Origin of the sequence: Micromonospora chalcea, from assembly GCF_002926165.1 — a bacterium.
Classification (GTDB): Bacteria; Actinomycetota; Actinomycetes; order Mycobacteriales; family Micromonosporaceae; genus Micromonospora; species Micromonospora chalcea.
Map to the genome: position 1 here is coordinate 21,630 of NZ_MAGP01000046.1, position 24,472 is coordinate 46,101.

The window sequence follows — 24,472 nt, forward strand, 5'->3', positions numbered from 1 at the left end:
CCGCCGCCGTGGCGGCGGAGGCGGGGTATCAGGCGTCGCGGCGCGACGCGACAGTTGCCGTCAGGCGTCGCGCGGCGACGCCCCAGTGCCCTCAGGCGTCGCGCAGCGACGCGACCAGTGCCAGGTCGTTGTAGACGTGCTGCTCGACGATCAGCGCGCCGTCGAGCACGAACACGTCCGCGTAGCGGATGTCCTCGAACGGCGTGCCGTCGAGCCACTCCCCGTACAGCCGCCCGAGCGAGGTCACGGTGACCCGCCCGTTGTCGTCACCCACCAGGTAGCGGTCCCGGTGCTTGCGCACCCACCGGTAGGTCCCGGTCGAGGCGGCCGCCATCTCCCGCAGCGAGGAGTACTCCCGGCCGCCCGGGAAGACCAGCCGGGCCTGCGGCGCGAGGAACGCGCCGGCCTCGTCGAGCCGGCGGTCCTCACACAGCTGCAGGTAGCTGTCGATCAGCCCGGGCGCGTCCGGTGCGCTCATCAGCCGGTCTTCTCGCTCAGCGCCGCCTCCCACTGGTCCCGCAGCGGGTGCTCCGCGGGGCCGTGCTCGGTGAGGATGCGCATCAGGCGGGCCAGCAGCGCGTCCCGCTCGCGGTCGAGGACCTGCTGCTCCTCCTCGGTGGAGGCGAACCCGTCGACGGCGCCCTCGGTCAGCACGCCGGAACGGGTCAGCAGCGCCTCGACCACACGTACCCGCTGCCGGGTCACGTGCAGCTCGGTGGAGAGCTGCAGCACCAGGTCGAGCAGCTTGCCGACCTTGGGGTCTCCGAAGTAGTCGAACTCGGTGCTCATCACGCCTCCGGCTTGGTCGCGGCCAGTACGGCCCAGGGGAAGTGCCACTCGGGACGGTCGCCCCAGCCCTGCGGCTGGACGCCGTTGCGGCGCTCGTCGAACGGGGTCCACGACACGTCGGTCAGGCCCGCCTCGGCGCAGACCTCGATCAGGTCCGAGCCGAACAGGTCGTGGAAGAACGGCTCGTTGTTGCGCTCGGCGTGCTCGTAGACGGTGGCGTCGCGCAGCGGGTCGCCGGTGAGCATGAACTCCAGGAAGCGCAGCGAGCCGCCCGGCTTGAGCAGGCGCGCCGCCTCCACGATCGTTTCCCGGATCGCGGTGGCCGGCATCTCGTGCAGCACCATCGTGCCGGTGACCACGTCGCAGCTGCCCGACTCGATGCCGGTGGCCCGGAAGACGGCCTGCCGGTAGTCGATCGCCAGCCCGGTCGCCTCGGCCTCGGCGTGGGCCAGCCGCAGACCCGGCGCGGCCAGGTCCACGCCGATGACCTGCGCGGTCGGGTACTTCGCGGGCAGCGGCCGGGTGCTCTTGCCGAAGCCGCATCCGATGTCGACGATCCGGGTCGCCGCGGGCAGCTCGGGCAGGGCGGTCTTGGCGAACAGCGTGTGGAACTTGTAGCCGTCGTTGTCGCGCAGCATGACGATGCGCGCCCCGAACTCGTACACGTAGGCCGACATGTCGTCGGAGAAGAAGCTGCCGGGCTGGATGTGGATGTCGTAGTCGGTGTACCAGTCGGGCAGTTCCAGGTCGGGGTTCAGCTCCAGCGAGCCCTTCGGCTGCTCGGGCACCGACGTCAGCTGGTCGGTCAGCTCCTCGCGGCGGCTGAGCACCGCGTCGCCGGCGACCTTCCACAGCATCTTCTGCTGCACCCGCTCCAGGTGGCTGAACCACGGGTAGAGCGGAAGGCCGCGCAGCACCTGGCTCGCGTCGCCGACCGTGGTGGCCGCCGCGCCGGTGGCGCCGTACTCCTCGCGCAGCGCCGGGTAGACGGTGTCCGCCCAGCGCTTGCGCAGGCCGAGGACGAAGTCCACGGCGGAACGCTCATCCAGGGTGAGGCGCTCCTCGATGTCCAGCATGCGTGTCTCCTCTTCAGGTGGGGGAGGACCGGTCCGCGGCGGGCCGCGACCGGGATGGACGGGTCAGTGGGCGTACCGCACGCGATCTGCGGACGCGGTGTCGTAGCGGCCGAGGAACGCACCCGCCATGCGTCCCTCGTAGACGGCCTCGAAGGCCGTGCGGGGGGCGTTCGCGTCGCCGACGACGTGGATCCGGGGACCGTCGGGCAGCGCGTCGAGCTGCCGGTACAACTCGTCGGCGGCCTGCGGAGAGCCGGCGTCGACGACTGTGGTGACGCCCTCGACGAGGGTGTCGGCGCCGGCGAGCGGACCGAGCAGGGCGACCGCGTCGGCGCCCGCCGGGCGCGCCGTGCGCATCGGGTGCACCGCGATCCCCAGGTCCGCGAAGCGCTTGAGCAGCGCCAGCCGCGAGTACGTGGTGATCTTGGCGCTCACCGAGGCGGTGGGGGAGACGAGGTGGACGCGGGCGCCGCGCCGGGCCAGCCCTTCGGCCACCGAGGCGGCGGCCCAGGTGCCCTCGTCGTCGAGCACGACGACGGCGCCGGTCGGCCGGAAGTCGGGGTCGGTCAGCGCGTCGACGGCCTGCCAGATGTCGATCACCGGCGGGCCGCCGGGCAGCTCCCGCCGGGTGGGCCGGGAGCCGGTGGCCAGGACGACGTCCTGGTAGCCGCCGGCCAGCACGTCCTCGACGCCGATGCGGTGGTCGAGGCGTACCGGGATGCCGGCGGCCTCGACGTCGCGGGCCAGGTCGCGGGTGAGCAGGCCGAGCCGTTCCCGTCCGGGTACGCGCGCGGCCAGTTCCACCTGCCCGCCGAGGCGCCCGCGCGCCTCGACCACCGACACCTGGTGCCCGGCCCGGTGGGCGGAGAGGGCGGCCTCCAGGCCGGCCGGGCCGCCACCGACGACGAGGACCTTCCGCGCGCCGGACGGTCCGGGCAGCTCCGGCCAGGCCTGCGCCCATTCCCGCTCGGCGCCGACCTCCGGGTTGACCACGCAGGAGATCGGCAGGCTGGTCTCCAGCCGGCCGATGCAGCCCTGGTTGCAGGCGAGGCAGGCGCGTACCTCGTGCTGGCGGCCCTGCTCGGCCTTGCGGACCAGGTGCGGGTCGGCGATGTGCGGGCGGGCCAGGCCGACCAGGTCGGCCTCGCCGGCGGCGACGAGCTCGGCGGCCTCCGGCAGGCTGTCCAGCCGGCACACCGCGAGCACCGGCAGGTCCGGGAACTCCTGCTTGAACAACGCCGCGTGGTGCCGGAACGGGGCGTGGCCGAAGCTCATGTCCGCCATCTGCGTCGCGAGCGACCAGCTGCCGTGGTAGGCGGAGTGGCTGACGTGCACGTAGGCGAGCGGGAAGTCGGCGCGCAGCTTGCCGACGATCTCCAGCACCGCGGCCGGGTCGAGACCGCCGGGCAGGAACTCGTCGGCGCTGACCCGCAGTCCGACGGGCAGGTCCGGCGCGGCGGCCAGCACCGCGGTGAGCACCTCACGGGTCAGCCGCATCCGGTTGTCGAGGCTGCCGCCGTAGGAGTCGGCGCGGGTGTTGGTGTGCGGCGAGAGGAACTGCTGCAGCAGGTGACCGTGGCCGGCGTGCACCTCCAGGCCGTCGAAGCCCGCATCACGCATCCGCCGGGCGGCGGCGGCGAACGCCTCGACGACGACGGCGATGTCCCGGCGTCCCATCGCGTGCGGCACGTGTGAGCCGGCCGCCCACGGCACCGGTGACGAGGACCAGGCGGCGGTGCGGGTCGCGTCCCCGTTCGCCTGCCGGCCGGCGTGCATGATCTGGGCGAAGATGCGCGCGCCGTGCTCGTGCACGGCCTCGGTCACCGCCGCGTACGCCGGGATCGACGAGTCGTCGAAGCTGCCGAGGCTGATGCTGCGGCCCGCGCTCGTGGGGTGCACGCGGATCGCCTCGGTGATGATCAGGCCGACGCCGCCCCGGGCGCGCTCCGCGTGGTAGGCCACGTGGCGCCCGGTGGGCACGTTGTTCAGTCCGAAGTTGGTGGTGTGACCGGGGACGAAGACCCGGTTCCGCAGTGTGAGACGACCGAGCCGGGTGGGGGAGAGAAGAGCGAGAAGCTTGTCGTCAGGCATGCCTCGGACTTCCTGTTTCGGGCCGCACTCGGCATGGCCGAGAGCGTTCGGTTGAACCGTACGCCGTTCGATTGAGTGGAACGGTAGGGGTGACGCCGGTCTCCGTCAACAGGCTACTGATCGGTAACTTACCGAACCGTACTGCCTCTGACCTGCTGTTCCACTAGGCGGAACGCAAGCGGGCAAGGTTCGTCGATTCGTGGCTCGATCGTTCGGGCGGCCACGGGAGATGACAGTGCCGCCGCCCGGCGACCGGCCGGCGGTCCGCTTCGATCGTTCGGTCGGCCGGGTCGGCACTGTCCGGTTCGGAGGGACGCCCGCCGCGAGGCGGCCGGGTGGGACGTGCCGGCGGTGGCGGGGGTCAGGCAGCGGCGGGGCGCACGTACGGCGTGAGCAGCTCGCGGGCGAGGCCGGTGGCCGAGGGAAGGTCGAGGCCGTTCTCGATCATGCGGCTGAGGGCGTAGACGATCGACTGGATGACCTCGGCCATCCGGTTCGGGTCGCTCGCCCCGTGGTCGGCGAGAGCGGCGCGCAGCGGCGCCTCGAGGCTGTCGTGCAGGAGGCGGCTGGAGGTCGCGAGCACCTCGCTGTTGCCGACTGTCGCCATCGCCCGGGCCAGCGCGTGGTCGCCCCGGGCAACCAGTTGCAGGTTGGCCTCGACGTACGCCAGGATCCTCGACCCGGGCGTGCGGGCCTCGGCCATCCGGTTCTCGACGAAGGCCGACCACCGCGGAAAGGTGTCGGCGACGAGCACGTCGAACATGTCGGTGCGTGACTTGAAGTAGGAGTACGCGCTGGACCGGGCCAGGCCGGCGTGCCGCGCCACGTCGGCGAGGCTGGGGATCTGGTCCGGGTGTTGCGAGAGCAGGGCGCGGGCGGCGTCGAGCAGCGCCGCCCGCTGGGCGGCCCGGTGCTCGACGACGGTTGAGGCCTGGATCTTCGGCACGCCAACCTCCAAGTCTCCGTGCGCGCACCGGGTCCGCGTCGCGCCCTGCCGTCGCGGTCAGCTGCTCGTGGCGAGCTTGCCGTCGATCATCTCGTAGACGGTGTCACAGTACTGCAGCACGTCGTGATCGTGAGTGACCATGACCACCGCCACCGACCGCTCCCGTGCCTCCTGGGCGAGCAGCTGGACGATGTCGTGGCTGCGGGCCCGGTCCAGCGCCGCTGTCGGTTCGTCCACCAGCAGCACGGACGGCTGTGTCATCAGCGCCCGGGCGATGCCGACGCGCTGGCGCTCGCCGCCGGAGAGCTGGTGCGGCCGGCGGTCGGCCTTACCGGCCAGGCCGACGTGCCCGAGCATCTCCAGCGGGTCGCGTCCGGCGCGGTCCCGCCGCCCGCCCAGTCGCAGCGGCAGGCGCAGCTGGTCGGCGGCGGTCAGCGCGGGCAGCAGGTTGCCCGACTGGAACACGAACCCGACGTGCCGGCGGCGAAGCTCGGTGCGCGCCCGGCGGCTGGACACGGTCATGTCGTGGCCGGCCACTGTGACGGCGCCCTGATCGGGGCGGGCCAGCCCGCCGGCGACGGCGAGCAGGCTGGACTTGCCCGCGCCGGACGGCCCGACGATCGCGGCCAGCTCACCCGGCGCGACGGTCAGGTCCACGTTGTCGAGCGCGTGCACGGTCTCCGCGCCGTCGCCGTGCCGCAGGTGCACGCCGCGCATGACCAGGCCGAGGTCGGCCGGCGCGGTGCCCGTCGTCGAGGGGGATGCTGTGGTCCGGCTGCTCATCGGTTGCCTCCCAGGGCGGTCGCCGGGTCGATGGAGGTGAGGCGGACGACGGCGGCTGCCGCGCCGACCAGGCCGAGCACGAGCAGTCCGGCCGCGGCGGCGGCGATGCTCTGCGGGTGCAGCGCGAACGGCACGTTGCCGCCGGAGATCAGCGCGCCGAGGCCGAGTCCGATCCCCATGCCGACGGCGATGGCGAGGGCCAGCAGGATCAGCGCCTGGGTGAGGGCGTCGCGCAGCACCCAGCCGGTCGAGGCGCCCAGCGCCCGCAGCACGGCGACCTCCTGCTTGCGCTGGATCGCCCAGACCGCGAAGAACGCGCCGGCCACGAGCGCCGAGATCGCGTAGAGGAAGCCCTGGATCAGCTGGAGCGTCGTCGTCTCGGCGGTGTAGCCCGGCGAGGCGCCGTAGGACTCCTCCAGCGTCAGGCTCTCCGTGCCGGCGGCCTTGTCGCCCGCGGCCAGGTCCACCGAGTCGCCGTCGGCCGCGCGGACCGCGACGGCGGTGATCTCCTGGGTGGCCTGTGCCGACACCTGCGTGCCGGCCGGCGTGCCGGACTTGACCGCCTGCCAGGTGGCCAGCGGCACGTACGCCACGTCGACGTGGCCGAAGGTGTCCTGCTGCTCGGTGACGCCGACGACCCGCAGCTTCGTGCCGAGCCGGTCCACCGTCACGGTGTCGCCGACGCGCAGGCCCGCGTCGATCGCGGTGGGGCTCACCACGATCCCGTCCGCCGGACCGAGCCGGTCGCCCTCGCTGACCGCGGGCGACAGGAACGAGTCGGTCTCGACGCCGAACAGCGCCAGGTCGACCTCGGTGCCCCGGTCGGTACGCCCGTTGATGAGCGTGTTGCCGAACGGGGTCGCCTCCGCCACCCCGGGCTGCTCGCGCCAGGTGTCCACCGTCGAGGCGTCCACCACGCTGCGCGAGAACGCCGAGTCGTGCTGCACGCCGTGGGCGAACGCGAACGAGGTGATCGGAAGGTTCTGCAGCCCGGAGACGCCGTCGCGGACTAGCCCGACGGACAGGCCGGACAGCATCACCATCAGCACCGAGATCAGCACGATCACGGCTCCCATCAGAGCGAATCGCAGCCGCGCGAACCCCAGCTCGCGAATGGCCAGGAACATCAGCCGCCACCTCTCATGTTTGTCGACACCATGTCGCGATCTTATCAACGCGGTGTCGGCAAAAAGTGGGATCCGGCGCTGTCTACCCGACCGCACTGCGTGACGGCGCGGCCCGGTCAGCCGGGCGAGGGCAGCGTTCCGCGCTCCCGCGTCAGGTACGTCTCGATGCGGGCGAACGCCCCGGTCCACACCTCGGTGGCGAAGAAGTCGCGCAGCTCCGGGGCCGGGAAGCCGCTCTGCGTCACGGTCATCAGCGTGCCGCCGTCCTTCTCCTCGAAGGTGACCTCGACGCGGGTGGTCATCGTCTCGCCGTCCGGGCTGCTGCCGGAGGACTCGGTGACCAGGCGGTGCGGGCGGTCGATCTCCAGGAACGTCTGGGTCTCGCGGAACAGCATGTCGGGGGAGGGCCCCCAGACGGCTGTCTGTTTCCCGCCGACCCGCAGGTCGACGTCGATCTCCACGATGCCCGGCTCCTCGTCCAGGATGCCGAACCAGATCTTCTGTTTGCCGGCGTCGGTGTAGGCGTCGAACGCCTCCTCAGGCGTGCCCGGAAGCTGTCGGGTCAGGTGGATCTGGAGCGTCATGGTCGCGGTCCTCCGTGGTGAGAGTGAGATAGGCGTCGAGGCCGTCCAGGCGGCGTGCCCAGAGGCGCCGGTAGAAGCTGATCCAGGCCATCGCCGCGTCCAGCGGGGCCGGGTTGAGCCGGCAATGCCGGGACCGGCCGACCTTCTGCGTGACCACGAGACCGGCGTCCTCCAGCGCGCGTACGTGCTTGCGCATGCCGGTGAGGCTCATCCCGGTGGGCTCGGTGAGCTCGCTGATGGTGGCCGGACCCGTGCCGAGCCGGATCAGGATGTCGCGTCGGGTGGGGTCGGCCAGGCCGGCGAAGACCCGGTCGAGCGTCTCTTGCTGAACCACATGGTTCACTGTACAACACTGAACCGCTTGGTTGACCGTTGGCGCGCGCCTGACGCTCGGTCCGTCGTTTAGTGGTCTGACCACTGGTTGTGATCGAGGTGGCTGCGGGCCGGTCCGCCATTCGGCGTGATCGCCTCGGGCGTTTGGCCCACCTCCGGCTCCACTGCTCGGGCCGCCCGTCGAAACCCGTCTCGACCTGCGGGAATGTTGCTCGATTCGGATAACGGAAAGGTCACGAGGTATTCCTGCGCGCTGGTCGCCCTCGGTACGTTCCACGAGGCATGAGGTCAGACCTCACTCCTCATGCCTCTAGCTGACGAGGTGAATAGACCAGTGCAGGAACCCGCCCCCCGCTACGCCGGATACCGGTCCTTCGACTACCTGGTGCCGCATGTGGACTACAAGGTCTTCGAGCTCGCGCCGCAGATCGGCCGGGTGCCGGAACACGACCTCGGCCTGAGCGACGACCAGCGAGCCCGGGTCTCCCGGCTGCTGCGCGAGCACATGGCCATCTCGCTGCACGAGCACCCGAAGATCCTGCCGGCCGACGTGTCGCAGTTGCGCGACTACAACCGCACCGGCCGCAACGCCTTCGGATTCGAGGGCCTGGCCCGGTCCGGCATGACCGCGGTCTTCGACAACTTCATGAACGGCACCGGCTGCGTGACCAGCGAGCACGCCTGGAAGTGGGACGACGTCATCTACGACATCGGCCTGCGCTTCGCCGACGTCGCCAAGCAGGACCACGTGGTGGTGGCGACCACGCTCGAACAGATCTTCGAGGCCAAGCGCAACGGGCAGATCGCCCTGGTGGCCGGCCTGGAAGCAGCCACGATGATCGAGAACGAGCTGGACCGGATCGACATCCTCTACGGCTTCGGCGTACGCCAGATGGGCATCGCGTACAGCCAGGCGAACATGCTCGGTTCCGGCCTCTCCGAGGACCGCGACGGCGGGTTGACCCACTTCGGCCGGCGCGCGGTGGACCGGATGAACAAGCTCGGGATCGCCATCGACATCTCGCACTCCGGCGACCAGACGTCGCTGGACGTGATCGAGGCCAGCCGGGTGCCGGTGTTCATCACCCACGCCGGCGCCCGCTCGGTCTGGAACACCCCCCGGATGAAGCCGGACGAGGTGATCCGGGCCTGCGCCGAGCGGGGTGGCGTGATCGGCATCGAGGCCGCTCCGCACACCACCCTCTCGGGCGATCACCCGCACCACTCGATCGAGTCGGTGATGGACCACTTCACCTACTGCGTGGAACTGGTCGGCATCGACCACGTCGCGTTCGGCCCGGACACCAATTTCGGTGACCACGTCGGACTGCACGACAGCTTTACCCAGCACCTGGCGATCGGAAAGGCCCACGGAGTGGTGGACCACCCTCGGGTTCCGTACGTGAGTGGCATGGAGAACCCGGCGGAGTGCTTCAGCAACATCGTCGGGTGGTTGGTCACGCACGGTTACTCCGACGACGAGATCGCCAAGGTCATCGGCGGCAACATCATCCGGGTTCTTCAGGAGGTTTGGTGAACAAGACAGTCAAGGGTCGGTGGCGGCTCGCTGTCGCGCTCGGCGTGGCGGCCACGCTCGGTGTCTCCGGCTGCGGTCTGAACGAGGAGACCTCCTCCTCCAGCGGCTCGTCGTCGGACTCGGTGCTGCGGATCGGCACCACCACCGACGTGAGCAACTTCAATCCGCTCCAGTCGTTGAGCAAGACCGACTCGTGGATCCTCAACGCGATGTACCCGCACCTGCTGCGGATCGACGAGAACGCGAAGAAGTCGCCCGAGCTGGCCAAGGAGTACCGCTACGAGGACGACGGCAAGACCGCCGTCTTCGTGCTGCGCGACGACTTCAAGTGGACCGACGGCAAGCCGGTGGTCGCCGAGGACGTGAAGTTCTCCGCCGAGTCGATCATGAAGTACAAGCTCGGCAACGTCGCGGCGAAGCTGACCTGGGTCGAGTCGGTCGAGGCGCCGGACGCGACCACTGTGAAGTTCAAGCTCTCGCAGCCGTACGCGCCGTTCGCCGAGGGCGTCGGCTTCTGGATGTCGGTCGTGCCGAAGCACGTCTTCGAGCCGGCCGGTGACCTGTCCAAGTTCGCCAACGACTCCAACTGGGTCGGCGCCGGGCCGTTCGTCCTGGACAGCATCACCAAGGGCCAGCGCTACGTCATGAAGCGCAACGAGCACTACCCGCTCGCGCCGGGTGGCAAGGCCGCGGTGAGCCAGGTCGAGTACCGGGTCTACCCGGACGTGAACACCATGATGCTGGCGCTGCGCAACGGCGACATCGACATGATGGGCACCCCGGTGCCGGTCTCGGCGGCGAAGACCTTCGAGAACGACGACAAGATCAAGCTGAAGAAGGTCGGCGCACTCGGCTTCGCGCACCTGACCTACAACATGAAGAACAAGTACCTCGCCGACCAGGACGTCCGGCAGGCGCTGTCGATGGCGGTCGACACCAAGGCGATCATCTCGGCCGTGCTGCAGGGCGACGGCCAGCAGATGGCCGGCCCGATCTCGCCGATCTTCTCCGAGTACGACAACACCGAGCTGCAGCCGTACCCGTTCGACCCGGAGGGCGCGAAGGCCAAGCTGAGCGCGGCCGGCTACAAGGACGCCAACAACGACGGCTTCTTCGACGAGCTGAAGTTCGGCGTGGCGTGCGACCAGTCCAACGCCAACATCACCCGGGTCGTGCAGCTGTTCCGGGAGAGCGCGGCCAAGGCCGGCGTGAAGCTGGAGAACGAGTGCGTGGAGCGGAACACCTTCCTCACCCGCACCAAGAACGGCGAGTACGACATCGACGCCTCGCAGTGGGGTGTCTTCGACAACCCGATGGACCAGCTGCGCAGCACCTACCTGTCCAGCAACCCGGGTGGCATCAACTACAACCTGCTCGAGTCGGCGGAGATGGACGCGCTGATCAACGACGCGGCCGGCACCACCGACGTGGAGGCGTTCAAGACCAAGATCAAGAACATTGACAAGGTCGTGCACGAGCAGGCGTACCTGACCCCGCTGTACGTGGAGAACTTCCAGTTCGCCTACAACGCCAGCAAGTTCACCGGCTTCGTCCCGTCGCCGTCGGACCTGCTCGGCATGGTCACCGCGTACTCGCTGGCCCAGGTCACCCCGGTCAAGTAACCCACCCAACCAGAGGAGAGGAGGGGTCCCCCGTGGCGCGTTTCGTGCTCAGCCGGGCACTGAAGGCCGTCCTGACCGTGTGGATCGCGATCACTTCGACGTTCTTTCTGCTCCGGCTCCTGCCGGGGGACCCCACGACCCTCATGGTCGAGGGCGACATGACACCGGAGATGCAGGCGGCGCTGCTCAAGACGTACGGCCTGGACCGTCCGCTGTGGGAGCAGTACGTGTCGTACCTGCGCGAGCTGGTCCAGGGCAACCTGGGCATCTCGTTCCGTCAGATCCAGCCGGTCACCGACATCATCCTCGACCGGCTTCCCTGGACGTTGCTGCTGGCCGGCAGCGCGTTCGTCCTGACCGTCGCCGTCGGCATCCCGATCGGCGTGGCCGCCGCGGTCAACCGCGGCAAGTGGCTCGACCGCGCGTTGCAGGGCTTCGGGATCAGCGCCAACGCGCTGTTCGTGCCGAGCGTCGCGATCCTGCTGCTGGTCTTCTTCGGCGCCCAGCTCGGCTGGTTTCCGATCGGCGGGGCGATCGACCCGGACACCCGGGGCGCGGCGGCCTACCTGAGCCTGGCACACCACCTGGTGCTGCCGGTGCTCTCCCTGGTCCTGGTGCAGCTCGGCCCGTACGCGCTGACCCTCCGTACCAACATGATCGAGGTCCTCGGTGAGGACTACATCCGCGCCGCGCAGGCGCGTGGTCTCTCGGCCCGGCGTCGGGTGTGGAAGCACGGCCTGCGCAACGCGATCCTGCCGGCACTGACCCTGATGGGCCTGCAACTGGGCACCCTGGTCGGCGGCGCGGTGCTGACCGAGACGGTCTTCGCCTACCCCGGGGTCGGCCGGCTGATCTACGAGGCGGTCGGGCAGCAGGACTACCCGGTGATCCAGGGGGCGTTCATCATGCTCGCCGTCACCGTGGTGATCGCCAACGCCCTGACCGACATGCTCTACGCGGTCCTCAACCCCCGGATCCGGCTGTGAGCGCGCGCCGCGTCCCGGCGCGTCGCCCGGATCCGTTCGCCGCCACCACCGAAGGGAGGGTGCCGTGAGTGCCCCCGTGCTGACCGAGCAGGCGCTCCCGCCGGCCCCGGCCGCGCCCAGGCGGTCCTTCCTCTCCGGCTACCTGCGTCAGCCCGTCGTGGCGCTGTCGGTGCTGGTGCTGCTCGTGATGGCGGTGCTGGCGGTCTTCGCGCCGCTGATCGCCGACGAGCCCGCCGGCGCCGGCGCGGACGTGCTGCAACCGCCCTCCGGGGCGCACTGGTTCGGCACCGACGACCTCGGGCAGGACATCTTCGCCCAGGTGGTCTGGGGCACCCGGACCAGCATGGTGATCGGCCTGGCCGCCTCGCTGCTCGCCATCGTGCTGGGCACCGCGATCGGGCTGGCCGCGGCGTACTTCCGGCCGTTCGACGCGGTCGCCACGGTGATCACCGACGTGATGCTGGCGCTGCCCACCTTGCCGCTGATGATCATGCTGGCGGCGGTGGTGAGCCCGAGCGTCACGACGCTGACCCTGATCATCGGGTTCTTCGCCTGGCCCGAGGTGGCCCGGCTGATCCGGTCACAGGGCCTGGTGATCAGCGCGATGCCCTACATCGACGGCGCGCGGGTGCTCGGCGCCACCGGCTGGCGGATCGTCACCCGGGAGATCCTGCCCGCCGTCGTCTCGCTGATGGTGGTCAGCGTGCTGCTCACCGCCTCCCGGGCGGTGATCTCCGAGGCCGGCCTGAGCTTCCTCGGGCTCGGCGACCCGGACGCCTGGTCCTGGGGACGCATCCTGCTCAACGCCCAGCGCAGCGGCACGATCGCGATCGCCTGGTGGCAGACGCTCTTCCCGTCCCTGGCGATCCTGTTCCTGGTGCTGGCGGCGACCCTGGCCGGAACCCGGTTCAACGACACCCGCGACCCCCGTCGCAACGGAGGCTGACCATGCGACTGCCCGAGAGCTTCTACCACAGCGTCCGTGGCCGGCTCGCCGAGGCGCTCGAACAACGAGGGCTGGACGGGTTCCTGGCCACCTCGCCGGCGGAGGTCGCCTTCCTCAGTGGCTTCTTCTACATCGCCACCGAACGTCCGGTGTACCTCTGGCTGCCGCGGACGGGGGATCCGCTGCTGGTGATCCCGCGCCTCGACGAGGAGTACGCGGCCCAGCAGGCCGTGACGGTCCAGACCGTCACGTACTTCGAGTACCCGGGCGTGGTCACCGCCGAGGAGACGCTCGCCTCGGCGCTGTCCCGTCCGGGCGGTCCGGTCCGCCGTATCGGCGTGGGCGCGGGCCTGTCGGTCGGCGCGTTCCGGGCGCTGTCCCGGGCCATCGGCGGGGCCACGCTGGAGACCACCGACGCGGTCGCCGAGCTGCGGCTGCGCAAGTTCCCCGAGGAGATCCCGTTCCACGAGGCGGCCGCGCGGATCTGCGACGAGATGCTGGCCGCCGGACGGGCCCTGATCGAGGAGGCGCTCGCCGCCGGGCGGCCGCTGCCGCGTGAGGACGAGATCGCCCGGCACGTGATCGGCTTCGGCACCGACCGGATGTACGCCGAGTACGACCTGGTCGTCTACACCACCAAGCTGGCCGGCGGGCTGGTCTACGCCGGCCCGAACTCCGCCCTGCCGCACGGCCTGCCGACCCGTCGGCGGCTCCAGCCGGGCGACACCCTGATCCTCTCCCTCGGCGCGGCGGTGGCCAGCCGGTTCGTGGAGAGCGAGCGGACATTCGTCATCGGCGAGCCCACCGCCGAGCAGGTGCGCTACTACGAGGCCGACCGGGAGGCGCAGGAGGTGGGCACCCAGGCGATGATCGCCGGGCGTACCTGCGCCGAGGTCAACCGGATCTGCCTGGACGTCCTGCGGGACCGGGGCCTGGGCGACTACATCCGGCACCGGCAGGGCCACGGCATCGGGCTGCAGAACCACGAGGCGCCCTGGGTCGAGGACGGGGACCACACCGTGCTGGCCCCCGGAATGCTGCTGTCCAGCGAGCCCGGCGTCTACGTGCCCGGCCACGCCGGCTACCGCATCTCCGACACGGTCCTGGTACAGGACGACGGCCCGCGCCGGCTCACCCGGTACCCGCGTGACCTGGCGTCCAACATCATCGAGGGGGTCCGATGAGAATCAACGGAGCGGAACTGGTCGTCGAGGCGTTCGGCCCGGTCGACGGCCCGGCGATGATCGTGCACCACGGTGCGCCGGGCCTCGGCTCCCGCCAGGAGCCGAAGCGCTCGTTCGGCCCGTTCGCCGACCGCATGCGGGTCATCGTCTTCGACGCCCGCGGCTCCGGCGAGTCCAGCGACGACGAACCGTTCACCCACGAGCAGTGGGTGGCCGACGTGGACGCCATCCGCGCGCACTTCGGCTACGAGACGATCGTCATGGCCGGTGGCTCGTACGGCGGGTTCATCGCCATGGAGTACGCCATCGCCCACCCGGAGCGGGTCTCCGCGCTGGTGCTGCGGGACACCGCCGCGGACACCGCGCACGACCACCTCGCGGTGGAGCGGGCCCGTAACACCGACCGTTCGGTGATCCCGGAGTGGGTCATCGACCGGATCGGCACCGGCCGGTTCGAGAGCAACGAGCAGTTGCGCGAGTACTGGAAAGCGATCCTGCCGCTCTACGACCACCAGCACGACCCGGCAAAGGACGAGGCGCGGCTGGCCGCCACCCGGTTCCACTACCGCACCCACAACGCCGCCTTCGGGCAGAACATGCCCCGCTACGACCTGAAGCCGAAGCTGCCGTCGATCACGTGCCCGACCCTGGTGACGGTGGGCCGGCACGACTGGCGTACCCCGGTGGCCGCCTCGCAGGTCATCGCGGACCTGGTGCCCCGCGGCGAGCTGGTGGTCTTCGAGTCCTCCGGCCACTCGCCGCAACTGGAGGAGCCGGAGCTGTTCCAGCAGGTGGTGCGGGACTTCCTCAGCCGCGCCGGAGTGCTCCGATGAGCCTGCTGGAGATCGCCGACCTGAAGGTCGCGTTCCCCGGTCCGACCGGGCCGGTCAACGCGGTGAACGGGGTGTCGCTGCGGATCGAGTCGGGGCAGACCCTGGCCATCCTCGGTGAGTCCGGCTCCGGCAAGAGCGTCACCGCGCAGGCGGTGACGGGCATCCTCGACGTGCCGCCGGCGACGGTCAGCGGCTCGGTCCAGCTGCGCGGCCGGGAACTGCTGACCCTGTCACGCAAGCAGCGGGAGCGGGTCAGCGGCGAGGAGATCGGGATGGTCTTCCAGGACGCGATGGCCGCGCTCAACCCGGTCTTCACCGTCGGACACCAGATCGTGGAGGTGCTGCGGGTCCGGCGGGGCATGTCCCGGGCCGACGCCCGCCGCCGCGCCGTCGAACTGGTCGACCGGGTGCGGATCCCGGCGGCCAAGGACCGGATGCGGGACTATCCGCACCAGTTCTCCGGGGGCATGCGCCAGCGCATCATGATCGCGCTGGCCATCGCCCTGGAACCGGACCTGCTGATCGCGGACGAGCCCACCACCGCGCTGGACGTGACGGTGCAGGCCCAGGTGATGGAGTTGCTCGCGGAGATCCAGCGGGACAGCGGAATGGGGCTGCTGCTGATCACCCACGACCTGGGGGTGGTCGCCGAGGTCGCCGACGACGTGGCGGTGATGTACGCCGGCCGGATCGTCGAACGGGGCACCGTCGAGCAGATCTTCGCCGGTCCGGCGCACCCCTACACCGAGGGGCTGCTCAACTCGATGCCCCGGGTGGACCGGCGCGACGAGCAGCTCTACGCGATTCCCGGCGCTCCGCCCAACCCGGCTCGGCTCCCTGCCGGCTGCCCGTTCCACCTGCGTTGTCCCCGGGCCACCGACGAGTGCCGGGTCGTCCTGCCGCCGCTGCTGGCGCTGCCGGCCGATCGCGCCAGCGCCTGTCACCACCACGAGGAGGTGCTCGATGCCACCCGGCGATGAGGTCGTGCTGCGGGTCGAGAACCTGGTCAAGCACTTCCCGGTCAAGGGACGGGTCCCGTTCACCTCCGGCGGCGTGGTCAAGGCCGTCGACGGTGTCTCCTTCGACCTGCGCCGGGGCGAGACGCTCGGCGTGGTGGGCGAGTCCGGCTGCGGCAAGAGCACGCTGGCCCGCATGCTCGTCGGGCTGGAGCAGCCCACCTCCGGCGCGGTGCGCTTCGGCACGTCAGTGGTGCACCAGGCCAGGGGACGGGAGCTGCGGGCCCTGCGCCGGCGGATCCAGATCGTGCTCCAGGACCCGTACACGTCGCTGAACCCGCGCCGCACGATCCGGGAGATCCTGCTCCAGCCGTTCGAGATCCATCCGGACGTGCTGGACCGCCGGCGGCGGATCGAGCGGATCAAGGAGCTGCTCGACCTGGTCGGTCTCGACCCCGGCCTGCACCTGGACCGCTACCCGCACCAGTTCTCCGGCGGGCAGCGCCAGCGCATCGGCATCGCCCGGGCGCTCGCGCTCAGCCCCGACGTCATCGTCTGCGACGAGCCCGTCTCCGCGCTGGACGTGTCGGTCCAGGCGCAGGTGGTCAACCTCCTGGAGCGGCTCCAGGAGGAACTCGGCGTGGCGTACGTCTTCATCGCCCACGACCTGTCCGTGGTGCGCCACATCTCCGACCGGGTGGCAGTGATGTACCTGGGCAAGCTCGTGGAGACCGGCCCCGAGGTCAGCCTCTACGAGTCGCCCCGGCACCCGTACACCCGGGCGCTGCTGTCGGCGGTGCCGGTGCCGGACCCGGCCGGCCGGCAGGGGCGGCAGCGGATCCTGCTGGCCGGCGACCCGCCCAGTCCGGTGGATCCGCCCTCGGGCTGCCGGTTCCGGACCCGTTGCTGGCAGGCGGCCGACACCTGTGCCACCACCGAACCACCGCTGGCCGCCGGCGCGCATCCGGTCGCCTGCCACTTCCCGCTGGCCGCGTGACGGCCGGCGATCGTCCAAAGGAGAAGCGTCTTGCTGCAAGAACCCGCCCCCCGGTACAAGGGTCACAGGTCGTACTCGTACCTGGAGCCGCACTCGGACTACCGGGTGTTCACGCTGGCCGAGGAGATCGGCCGGGTGCCGGAGCACGACCTCGGCCTGACCGACGCTCAGCGTGCGCGGGTGACGCGGCTGCTCACCGAGCACGCCGCCATCTCGCTGCACGAGCATCCGGTGGTCCTGCCGGCCGACGTCAGCGAGCTGCGGGCCTACAACCGCACCGCCCGCCAGCGCACCGGATACGAGGGGCTGGCGCGCTCCGGCCTGACCGCCGTCTTCGACAACTTCATGGCCGGCGCCTCCTGTGTGACGAGCGAGAACGGCTGGAAGTGGAACGACCTCGTCTACGCCCTCGGCATGCGGATGAGTGACCTCTACAAGCAGGACCACGTCTTCCTGGCCACGTCCCTGGACGACATCCACGCCGCGAAGCGGGACGGCCGGCTGGCCCTGGTCGCGGGCCTGGAGTGCAGCAGCCCGATCGAGAACGAGCTGGACCGGATCGACATCCTCTACGGCTTCGGCGTACGCCAGCTCGGCATCGCGTACAGCCAGGCGAACATGCTCGGCGGGGGCCTGTCGGAGAAGCACGACGGCGGGCTGACGCACTTCGGCCGCCGGGCGGTGGACCGGATGAACAAGCTCGGGATCGCCATCGACATCTCGCACTCCGGCGACCAGACCTGCCTGGATGTCATCGAGGCCAGCCGGGTGCCGGTGTTCATCACCCACGCCGGCGCCCGCTCGGTCTGGGACACCTCCCGGATGAAGCCGGACGAGGTGATCCGGGCCTGCGCCGAGCGGGGTGGCGTGATCGGCATCGAGGCCGCCCCGCACACCACGCTCTCGCAGGCGCACCAGCACCACTCGATCGAGTCGGTGATGGACCACTTCACCTACTGCGTGGACCTGGTCGGCATCGACCACGTCACGTTCGGTCCGGACACCATGTTCGGCGACCACGTGGGGGTGCACGACACCTACGCCGGCAACTACGCCCACGACGCCGGGAACCGTCCGCAGCACCCGCGGGTGGAGTACGTGTCCGGGCTGGAGAATCCGGGCGAGGCGTTCGGGAACATCGTGGGCTGGCTGGTGGCGCACGACTACTCCGACGACGAGATCGCCAAGGTGATCGGCGGCAACACCATCCGGGTGCTGGAGCAGGTGTGGTGAGGCCGTGCCGGTGATCGTCCGAGCGGACGTGGACGAACTACACTCCGTACGCCGACGCGGCGGCGGGCAGTGATGAGGTGAGGGCGGATGGCTCGGCGGGAAACCGCGCTACAGGCGGCGCACGGCCGGCTGCGGCAGCTGATCGGCAGCGAGTTCCGGTCGGGTGAGAAGCTGCCCAACGAGCGGGACCTGGCCGATCGTCTGGAGGTCAGCCGCGCGACGGTGCGCGAGGTGCTGGGGCAGCTCGCCGCCGAGGGGGTGGTGACCCGGACCTGGGGGATCGGCACCTTCGTGCACGACGACGCCGAGCGGGTGCCGGTGTCCATCGGTGACGTCACCGCGCTGCGGGACCGGATCACCGCCACGGGTCACCGTCCGACGCTTCAGGACGCGTCGGTCAGCCGGGCGAAGTGCCCGGCCGACTGCGCGCGCGTCCTCGGACTGGAGCCGGGCTCGCCGGTGTGGCGGGTCGACCGGCTCTTCGCCGTGGACGGGGTCCCGGCGGCCTGGATCCGTGATCACCTGCCGCTGCGGTTCGACGGCCGCGACCTCGACCCGTCCGGGCTGCTCAGCATCGACCTGGACATGTTCGAGTTCCTGGCCAGCGCGACCGGTATGCCGGTGCGGCGGGCGGAGATCGAACTCACCGCGGTGCTCGCCGACGACGAGGCCACCGAGCGGCTCGGCGTGGCGGTCGGACATCCGCTGGTCACCGCGACCCAGGTCGGTTACGGGACGGGCGGAGCGGCGCTGTTCCACGGCCACATCACGGTTCGCACCGACGTGTTGACGCTGCGGATCAGCCGCGGCGGGGCTCCGGAACCGGCCCCACCGGCCGGGTAGCCGGCGGCCCCGCGACGCGGGGTCGCGGGGCCGCCGTCCGGACGTCACCGGGGTCGGGGTACGCCGGTCAGGTGAGCGTGCAGGACTGGCCGTTGAGGGTGAACGAGCTGGGCCGCCCGGCGTTGCCGGTGTGCGTGGCCTGGAAGCCGATGGTGGTCGAGCCGCCGGCCGGGATGGCCGCGTTGTAGGAGACGTTGCGCGCCGTCACCTGGCCCGAGGAGGGGGAGTACGAGGCGTTCCAGCCGGAGGTGATGGTCTGGCCGCCGGGCAGCGTGAACGCCAGCGACCAGCCGTTCACCGCGGTCGAGCCGGTGTTGCTGATGGTGATGTTCTCGGTCAGGCCGTTGTTCCAGGCGTTCAGCTCGATGCGCACCGAGCAGGCGCCGGTGCCGGGCGGCGGCGTGGTCGGCCCCGGCGGCGGAGTGGTCGGTCCCGGCGGGGGCGTGGTCGGTCCCGGCGGGGGCGTGGTCGGCCCGGGCGTGCTGGTCAGGCCGAAGAAGGCGATCGCCGCCGCGGCCATGCCGGACGACGGCAGGCTGTGCCCGGCGCCCTGGATGCTGTACGCCTCGACCTGCACGGTGCCGGTGGAGTCGGCGTAGCGCCGCCGGTTCCAGCCGGACTGCGGCGTGTCGGTGGAGGTCGGGTTCTGGCTGAGCCCGAACACGTTCGTCCACTGCTCGATCGTCTCCTGCAGCAGCGAGTACGGCACGAGCGTGTCGTTGGTGCCGTGCCACAGCTGCACGCGGGGACGCGGCCCGGTGTAGCCGGGGTACGCCTGGCGGACCGCGTCACCCCACTGCTGCGGGGTGCGGTTCATGTTCCCGCCGGTGCACTGGCTGGACCCGGGCGGGTAGTCGGAGGCGCCGGCGAAGCAGTTGAACGGCACCCCCATGAACGCCGCACCGGCCTTGAAGACGTCCGGGTAGAGCGCCAGCATGTGGTTGGTCATCATGCCGCCGGACGAGCTGCCGGTGGCGTAGACCCGGTCCGGGTCGGCGCCGTACTGCTGCTGCACGTAGCGGACCATCGAGATGAGCGACACCGGGTCACTGCCGCCGCCGCGGCGCTTGGCCGCGTCGGACCAGGTGTCGAAGCAGTTGCCGAACCCGGCCTGCTGGGTGGCGCTGGGATAGATCACGATGAAGCCGTACCGGTCGGCCAGCCCGGCGAACTCGCTGCCGGAGTAGAAGCCGGGGCCGGAACCGCCGCAGCCGTGCATGGCCACCACCGTGGCCGGCCGGGACGGGCGGTTGTCCGGCACGTAGACGTGCATGCGCATGCGCCCGGGGTTGTCGCCGAAGCTGGTCACCTCGGCCAGCGACGCCGCGTACGCGGGTTGCACGGTGGGGATCACCAGGCCGGCCGCCACCAGCGACGCGGCCAGGGCCACCACCATCTTGGCTCTGATTCTCACGGAGACTCCTTCGATCGCCTGTGTGCAGGCGGGAATGAGCGGTCACGCGCCGCGCCGGCCGCCCGGACGGCAGCGGTGTCGCGCCTCGCTCACGGAATGTGGCTTGCCCGGCCCGGCTCCGCGCTCATATGGCACATAGTGTTCCCGTCGGGCGGTGAACTGTCAATCGAAGCACGCCGATATGCTGCGGCGGCGTTCGTCTAGAGTCGATGCTCCGTCCCTGAGCCGAGCCCGGAGCGCGTGTGCCAAGCCCGTTCGACATCGAGGAGATCTACCCGGACGAGGCGCCCACGCCACGGCTGCCCCGGCGGCAGGCCGGCACCTCGCCGCAGAGCGTGGCGGTGACCCTCCTGGCCGACTACACGCTGCGTACCCGGGCCCCGCTGCCGTCCGCCGCGATCGTCGAGCTGCTCGCCGAGACCGGGGTGACGAGCGCCGGCGCGCGTACCGCGATCAGCCGGCTGGCCCGGCGCGGCGTGCTGGAGGGCAGCCGGCAGGGCCGCAACAGCTTCTACCGGCTCAGTCGTGGCGCCGCCGCCGACCTCTCCGCCGGCGGGAGCTGGATCGTCGCCTCCACCGCCGACACGCAGGCGTGGGACGGGTGCTGGACGGTGGTCGCGTTCTCGCTGCCGCAGGACCGCGGCACGCAGCGCCGCGCCCTGCGCGGGCAACTGCGCTGGCTCGGCTTCGCGCCGCTGTACGACGGGCTGTGGATCTCCCCGTACGAGCTGGCGGAGCCGGCCCGGTCGCGACTGGCGCAGCTCGCGCCCGGCGCGGTCACCGTGTTCCGGGGCCGGCAGGACGCGCTCGACGTGACCGGCCAGCGCGCCCCCGTCGACGCCTGGGACATCGCCGCGATCAGCGCCCGGTACGAGGATTTCCTGCGCCGGTGGACCCCGCTGGCGTCCCGGCTGGAGTCGGTCGACGGCCCGGCGGCGGTGCGGGCCCGCACCGAGGTGATGGACACCTACCGGCGGTTCCCCACGCTCGACCCGCGGCTGCCGCTGGAGCTGCTTCCGGCCGGATGGCTGCGCAGGCCGGCCCGGGACCTGTTCACCGCCGTCTACGACGGACTGGCCGAACCCGCGCAACGGCACGTGCGGGCGGTCGTCGCGCGGTTCGCCGATCCGGTGCCGCCCGGCATCCAGGCGCACACGACCGCCGACATGCTCGCCGGCGTACGCGAGGACGCCTGCGGAGCGGGCCCGGACTGACCGCCGGACGTCCCGTGGACACATCGGCGCCGGTGAGTCTATGGTCACGGGACTGCGGTGACCGCGAGGAGTGGCCATGAGCGTCCGCGTCTCCCTCGACGAGCTGCTCGGCGACGAGGTGCGGCGCGACCCGTACCCCTTCTACGCCCGGCTGCACGAGGCGGGGGAGGCGGCCCGGCTGCGGCCGGGCGACCCGCACGCGCTCGTCGTGCACGGCTACGAAGCGGTCAACCGGGTGCTGCGCGACCCGGTGTTCCGGGTGCTCGGCGCCGACTACCTGGACCGGGCCGGCGTCCGCTGGCGCCAGCACCAGGTGACCCGGATCCTCCAGTCGTCCATGCTCAACGCCGCCGAACGCGACCACCTCCGGGTCCGGCACCTGTTCTCCCAGGCGCTCACCCCGCGCCGGGTCGCCGCGCTGGAACCGGCCATCGGGCGCATCGCCGACGACCTGCTCGACCGGCTCGCCGAGGCGGGCGCGGACGGCCGGCCCGTCGACTTCATGGCGCGCTTCGCGCTGCGGCTGCCCAGCGACGTCATCGGCGAGCTGCTGGGCGTGCCGGAGGAGGACCGCGAGTGGTTCCCGCCCCGGGTCCGCGCGTTCGACGCGGTGCTGGAGATCGGCCGCCGGTCCATGCGCGAGGTCCGGGCCGCCAACGTCGCGGCGGCGGAGCTGACCGCGTACTTCACCGACCTGGTCGCCGCGCGCCGGGCGACCCCGCGTGACGACTTCGTCTCCGCGCTGCTGCGCGGCCTGGACGACGAACCCGGCCGGCTGACTGCCGACGAGCTGCTCGCCAACCTGATCATCATGTACAACGCCGGGTTCCGGACCACCGCGAACCTGCTCGGCAACGGGCTGGTGCTGCTCACCGAACGGCCGGACGCGCGGGCCGCGCTGCGCGCCGACCCGTCGCTGGCGGCGTCCTACGTGGAGGAGATCCTGCGGTACGAGCCGCCGGTGCACTTCGCGGTCCGGTACGCCGCGGTGGACACCGAGGTCGCCGGCCGGCTGGTGCCGGCCGGGCGGACGGTGGTCGTGCTGACCGGCGCGGCGAACCGGGATCCGCGCCGCTTCCCCGACCCGGACCGGTTCGACCCGTCCCGCGCCGACAACCGGCACCTGGCGTTCAGCGCCGGGCCGCACTACTGCTTCGGGGCGACGCTGGCCCGGGCCGAGGGGCGGCTGGTGCTGCCCCGCCTGCTGGACCGCTTCCCGGCGCTGACCGCCGAACCGGGGCCGCGCCGCGCGCTGATGCTGCGCGGGTACGACCGGCTGCCGGTACGGCTGACCGATCGGGTGCCTTGTCAAACCAACCTGATCGAGTAAGGTCGATGCTACGCGGAGTGTCCGCTCCGCGCCTCACAGGTTCCGTCGAGCAGGTCGAGCGCGCCGCCAGGCACCGTGGAAGGGAAACACCGGACATGACCGATGAGATCCGCGCGTTCCTCCTCGCCGCACTGACCGAGATGAAGTACGACGTCGGCGACGTCGACGACGACACCGTCTTCGGCCCGGCCGGGCTCGACGTGGACTCCCTCGGCCTGGCCGAGCTCGCGGTGCGGGTGGAGGACCGGTTCGGGGTCGCGTTCGACGACGACGAGGCGGAGGAGCTGGCGATGATGACAGTCGGCGAGTTCAGCCGCGCGGTCGCGGCGCGGATCGCCCCGGCCTCGGCGCACTGACCGATGCCAGGGCACGGCACCCGGCCGCGTCACGCCCCGGCGCGCCGGTTCCGGTGAGCGTGCGCGAACGGGTCACGGTCACCGGCATCGGGCTCGTCAGCCCGGTCGGCGCGACCGCCGCCGAGGTGTTCGACGCGGTCTGCGACGGCCGCTCCGGGCTCACCCGGCCACCGCACGACCATCCGCTGCACGGCGTCGTCGACGTCGCCGCGTTCGCCCCGGCGATCGATCCGGCCACCGTGCTGCCCGGCCCGGAGTCCCGCGTCGTGGACCGGTCGATAGTCATGGTGCTGCGCGCGGCCGAGGACGCGGTCGCCGACGCCGGACTGCGGATCGGCCACGACGTCGACAGCTACCGGGTGGCGGTCGTCGTCTCCGGCGTCGGCGGACTGTCCACGCTGGAGGAACAGGTGCTCGCCCGCGCCGGGCGCGGACGGTTCGGGGTCAGCCCGTACATGCTGCCCGGCACGCTGCCCAACATGGGCGCGGCCCGGATCGCGATCAAGTTCGGCATCCACGGCTACACCTCGTCGATCGGCACGGCGTGCGCGGCCGGCGCGCAGTCGATCGGCGAGGCGCTGCGCATCCTGCGCGCCGGCGACGCGGACGTGGTGCTCGCCGGATGCGCCGAGGCGCCGCTGTTCCCGACGTTCGCCGACGCGTTCGGCAACGCCCGGGCGCTCGCCCGCGGCTGGGCCGACCCGGCCGCCGCGAGCCGCCCCTTCGACCGCCGCCGCAACGGGCTCGTCCTCGGCGAGGGCGCCGGGGTGTTCGTGCTGGAACGCGCCGCGCACGCCGCCGCGCGCGGCGCCCGCCGGCACGCCGACGTGCTCGGCTGGGGCGCCACCAACGACGCCCACCATCCGACCACGCCGCGTCCGGATGGCGCCGGCGCGGCCCGGTGCATGCGCCTGGCCGTCCGCGACGCCGGTCTGGAGCCCGCCGACATCGGGTACGTCAACGCGCACGGCACCAGCACCCGGGCCGGGGACGCCGCCGAGCTGGCCGCGCTCGCCGACGTCTACGGCGCGGAAGCGCCGCCGCTGAGTTCGACGAAGGGCGTCACCGGGCACATGCTCGGCGTCTCCGGCGTGATCGAGGCGGCGATCGCGGTCGAGGCGCTACGCCGCGGCCTGCTGCCGCCCACCCGCAACCTGGACGAGCCGGAGCGCGACGGCGAGGTCGACCACATCCGTGGGCGGGCACGCGCGACGACGGTGGACGCGGTGCTGTCGAACTCGTTCGGCTTCGGCGGCCACAACGTCAGCCTCGTCCTGGCGCGGCCCGCCTGA

The 24,472-nt window shown here is 71.5% G+C and carries 24 protein-coding genes; 14 read left to right on the forward strand and 10 right to left on the reverse strand.

Annotated features, from left to right (window positions below):
• Positions 1-91: 91 nt before the first annotated feature.
• The 9 genes from BAW75_RS05595 to BAW75_RS05635 form a co-directional block, all read right to left on the reverse strand.
• Positions 92-478: a nuclear transport factor 2-like protein gene (locus tag BAW75_RS05595; protein ID WP_043323211.1), complete on the reverse strand. Its 387-nt coding sequence runs from the start codon at positions 476-478 to the stop codon at positions 92-94.
• On the reverse strand, positions 478-789 hold the full coding sequence (locus tag BAW75_RS05600) for a hypothetical protein (RefSeq protein ID WP_064445583.1): 312 nt from the start codon (positions 787-789) through the stop codon (positions 478-480). The genes BAW75_RS05595 and BAW75_RS05600 overlap by 1 nt, the downstream gene beginning before the upstream one ends.
• A complete protein-coding gene (locus BAW75_RS05605) occupies positions 789-1,865 on the reverse strand; it encodes a class I SAM-dependent methyltransferase (RefSeq protein WP_104112864.1) in 1,077 nt (358 codons plus the stop codon). The genes BAW75_RS05600 and BAW75_RS05605 overlap by 1 nt, the downstream gene beginning before the upstream one ends.
• A 63-nt stretch (positions 1,866-1,928) precedes the next feature.
• Complete coding sequence (locus tag BAW75_RS05610; RefSeq protein ID WP_104112865.1) at positions 1,929-3,956, reverse strand: oxidoreductase; 2,028 nt, start codon at positions 3,954-3,956, stop codon at positions 1,929-1,931.
• Between the two features lie 361 nt (positions 3,957-4,317).
• A complete protein-coding gene (locus BAW75_RS05615) occupies positions 4,318-4,902 on the reverse strand; it encodes a TetR/AcrR family transcriptional regulator (protein WP_104112866.1) in 585 nt (194 codons plus the stop codon).
• A gap of 57 nt (positions 4,903-4,959) precedes the next feature.
• Positions 4,960-5,685: an ABC transporter ATP-binding protein gene (locus BAW75_RS05620; protein ID WP_104112867.1), complete on the reverse strand. Its 726-nt coding sequence runs from the start codon at positions 5,683-5,685 to the stop codon at positions 4,960-4,962.
• Complete coding sequence (locus tag BAW75_RS05625; protein ID WP_104112868.1) at positions 5,682-6,812, reverse strand: ABC transporter permease; 1,131 nt, start codon at positions 6,810-6,812, stop codon at positions 5,682-5,684. Before BAW75_RS05625 ends, BAW75_RS05620 begins: the two co-directional genes overlap by 4 nt.
• A gap of 116 nt (positions 6,813-6,928) precedes the next feature.
• Positions 6,929-7,396 (reverse strand): SRPBCC family protein, encoded by a 468-nt coding sequence (locus tag BAW75_RS05630; protein ID WP_043323230.1) that lies wholly within the window; start codon positions 7,394-7,396, stop codon positions 6,929-6,931.
• Positions 7,350-7,730, reverse strand: a complete 381-nt coding sequence (locus tag BAW75_RS05635) for an ArsR/SmtB family transcription factor (protein WP_104112869.1) — start codon at positions 7,728-7,730, stop codon at positions 7,350-7,352. The genes BAW75_RS05630 and BAW75_RS05635 overlap by 47 nt, the downstream gene beginning before the upstream one ends.
• A 333-nt stretch (positions 7,731-8,063) precedes the next feature.
• On the opposite strand from BAW75_RS05635, the gene BAW75_RS05640 reads away from it, so the two are divergent.
• The 10 genes from BAW75_RS05640 (at position 8,064) to BAW75_RS05685 (ending at position 18,866) form a co-directional block, all read left to right on the forward strand.
• On the forward strand, positions 8,064-9,266 hold the full coding sequence (locus BAW75_RS05640; protein ID WP_104112870.1) for a dipeptidase: 1,203 nt from the start codon (positions 8,064-8,066) through the stop codon (positions 9,264-9,266).
• Complete coding sequence (locus tag BAW75_RS05645) at positions 9,263-10,888, forward strand: ABC transporter substrate-binding protein (protein WP_069088411.1); 1,626 nt, start codon at positions 9,263-9,265, stop codon at positions 10,886-10,888. Before BAW75_RS05640 ends, BAW75_RS05645 begins: the two co-directional genes overlap by 4 nt.
• 32 nt (positions 10,889-10,920) lie before the next feature.
• Positions 10,921-11,874: an ABC transporter permease gene (locus BAW75_RS05650; RefSeq protein WP_043323238.1), complete on the forward strand. Its 954-nt coding sequence runs from the start codon at positions 10,921-10,923 to the stop codon at positions 11,872-11,874.
• Positions 11,875-11,938: 64 nt separating this feature from the next.
• Positions 11,939-12,820, forward strand: coding sequence for an ABC transporter permease (locus tag BAW75_RS05655; protein ID WP_223200978.1), 882 nt, complete (start codon positions 11,939-11,941; stop codon positions 12,818-12,820).
• Positions 12,821-12,822: 2 nt separating this feature from the next.
• Positions 12,823-14,004 (forward strand): M24 family metallopeptidase, encoded by a 1,182-nt coding sequence (locus BAW75_RS05660; protein WP_104112871.1) that lies wholly within the window; start codon positions 12,823-12,825, stop codon positions 14,002-14,004.
• The gene (locus BAW75_RS05665) at positions 14,001-14,837 is read left to right on the forward strand and encodes an alpha/beta fold hydrolase (RefSeq protein WP_043323247.1); all 837 of its coding nucleotides are present in this window, start codon (positions 14,001-14,003) and stop codon (positions 14,835-14,837) included. The genes BAW75_RS05660 and BAW75_RS05665 overlap by 4 nt, the downstream gene beginning before the upstream one ends.
• Positions 14,834-15,817: an ABC transporter ATP-binding protein gene (locus BAW75_RS05670; RefSeq protein ID WP_043323248.1), complete on the forward strand. Its 984-nt coding sequence runs from the start codon at positions 14,834-14,836 to the stop codon at positions 15,815-15,817. The genes BAW75_RS05665 and BAW75_RS05670 overlap by 4 nt, the downstream gene beginning before the upstream one ends.
• Positions 15,801-16,790, forward strand: a complete 990-nt coding sequence (locus BAW75_RS05675; protein ID WP_043323250.1) for an ABC transporter ATP-binding protein — start codon at positions 15,801-15,803, stop codon at positions 16,788-16,790. The genes BAW75_RS05670 and BAW75_RS05675 overlap by 17 nt, the downstream gene beginning before the upstream one ends.
• A gap of 30 nt (positions 16,791-16,820) precedes the next feature.
• Complete coding sequence (locus BAW75_RS05680; protein WP_198033260.1) at positions 16,821-18,023, forward strand: dipeptidase; 1,203 nt, start codon at positions 16,821-16,823, stop codon at positions 18,021-18,023.
• 87 nt (positions 18,024-18,110) lie between these two features.
• A complete protein-coding gene (locus BAW75_RS05685; protein WP_064445588.1) occupies positions 18,111-18,866 on the forward strand; it encodes a GntR family transcriptional regulator in 756 nt (251 codons plus the stop codon).
• Positions 18,867-18,933: 67 nt separating this feature from the next.
• Here BAW75_RS05685 and BAW75_RS05690 read toward each other — a convergent pair whose 3' ends face one another.
• Entirely contained in the window at positions 18,934-20,280 is a 1,347-nt protein-coding gene (locus BAW75_RS05690; RefSeq protein ID WP_104112872.1) for an extracellular catalytic domain type 1 short-chain-length polyhydroxyalkanoate depolymerase, read from the reverse strand.
• 242 nt (positions 20,281-20,522) lie between these two features.
• Here BAW75_RS05690 and BAW75_RS05695 point away from each other — a divergent pair, with 242 nt between their 5' ends.
• From BAW75_RS05695 to BAW75_RS05710, 4 genes are all read left to right on the forward strand, one after another.
• Positions 20,523-21,494, forward strand: a complete 972-nt coding sequence (locus tag BAW75_RS05695) for a PaaX family transcriptional regulator (protein WP_104112873.1) — start codon at positions 20,523-20,525, stop codon at positions 21,492-21,494.
• Positions 21,495-21,570: 76 nt separating this feature from the next.
• Positions 21,571-22,824, forward strand: coding sequence for a cytochrome P450 (locus BAW75_RS05700; RefSeq protein WP_104112874.1), 1,254 nt, complete (start codon positions 21,571-21,573; stop codon positions 22,822-22,824).
• 95 nt (positions 22,825-22,919) lie between these two features.
• Entirely contained in the window at positions 22,920-23,180 is a 261-nt protein-coding gene (locus BAW75_RS05705) for an acyl carrier protein (RefSeq protein ID WP_030499102.1), read from the forward strand.
• Between the two features lie 53 nt (positions 23,181-23,233).
• Positions 23,234-24,472: a beta-ketoacyl-[acyl-carrier-protein] synthase family protein gene (locus BAW75_RS05710; RefSeq protein ID WP_104112875.1), complete on the forward strand. Its 1,239-nt coding sequence runs from the start codon at positions 23,234-23,236 to the stop codon at positions 24,470-24,472.

Coding starts and splice junctions, on each gene's coding strand:
- BAW75_RS05595 (WP_043323211.1), bottom strand. CDS start 478: ATGAGCGCACCGGACGCGCCCGGGCTGATCGACAGCTACCTGCAGCTG.
- BAW75_RS05600 (WP_064445583.1), bottom strand. CDS start 789: ATGAGCACCGAGTTCGACTACTTCGGAGACCCCAAGGTCGGCAAGCTG.
- BAW75_RS05605 (WP_104112864.1), bottom strand. CDS start 1,865: ATGCTGGACATCGAGGAGCGCCTCACCCTGGATGAGCGTTCCGCCGTG.
- BAW75_RS05610 (WP_104112865.1), bottom strand. CDS start 3,956: ATGCCTGACGACAAGCTTCTCGCTCTTCTCTCCCCCACCCGGCTCGGT.
- BAW75_RS05620 (WP_104112867.1), bottom strand. CDS start 5,685: ATGAGCAGCCGGACCACAGCATCCCCCTCGACGACGGGCACCGCGCCG.
- BAW75_RS05625 (WP_104112868.1), bottom strand. CDS start 6,812: ATGTTCCTGGCCATTCGCGAGCTGGGGTTCGCGCGGCTGCGATTCGCT.
- BAW75_RS05630 (WP_043323230.1), bottom strand. CDS start 7,396: ATGACGCTCCAGATCCACCTGACCCGACAGCTTCCGGGCACGCCTGAG.
- BAW75_RS05660 (WP_104112871.1), top strand. CDS start 12,823: ATGCGACTGCCCGAGAGCTTCTACCACAGCGTCCGTGGCCGGCTCGCC.
- BAW75_RS05665 (WP_043323247.1), top strand. CDS start 14,001: ATGAGAATCAACGGAGCGGAACTGGTCGTCGAGGCGTTCGGCCCGGTC.
- BAW75_RS05670 (WP_043323248.1), top strand. CDS start 14,834: ATGAGCCTGCTGGAGATCGCCGACCTGAAGGTCGCGTTCCCCGGTCCG.
- BAW75_RS05675 (WP_043323250.1), top strand. CDS start 15,801: ATGCCACCCGGCGATGAGGTCGTGCTGCGGGTCGAGAACCTGGTCAAG.
- BAW75_RS05685 (WP_064445588.1), top strand. CDS start 18,111: ATGGCTCGGCGGGAAACCGCGCTACAGGCGGCGCACGGCCGGCTGCGG.
- BAW75_RS05700 (WP_104112874.1), top strand. CDS start 21,571: ATGAGCGTCCGCGTCTCCCTCGACGAGCTGCTCGGCGACGAGGTGCGG.
- BAW75_RS05705 (WP_030499102.1), top strand. CDS start 22,920: ATGACCGATGAGATCCGCGCGTTCCTCCTCGCCGCACTGACCGAGATG.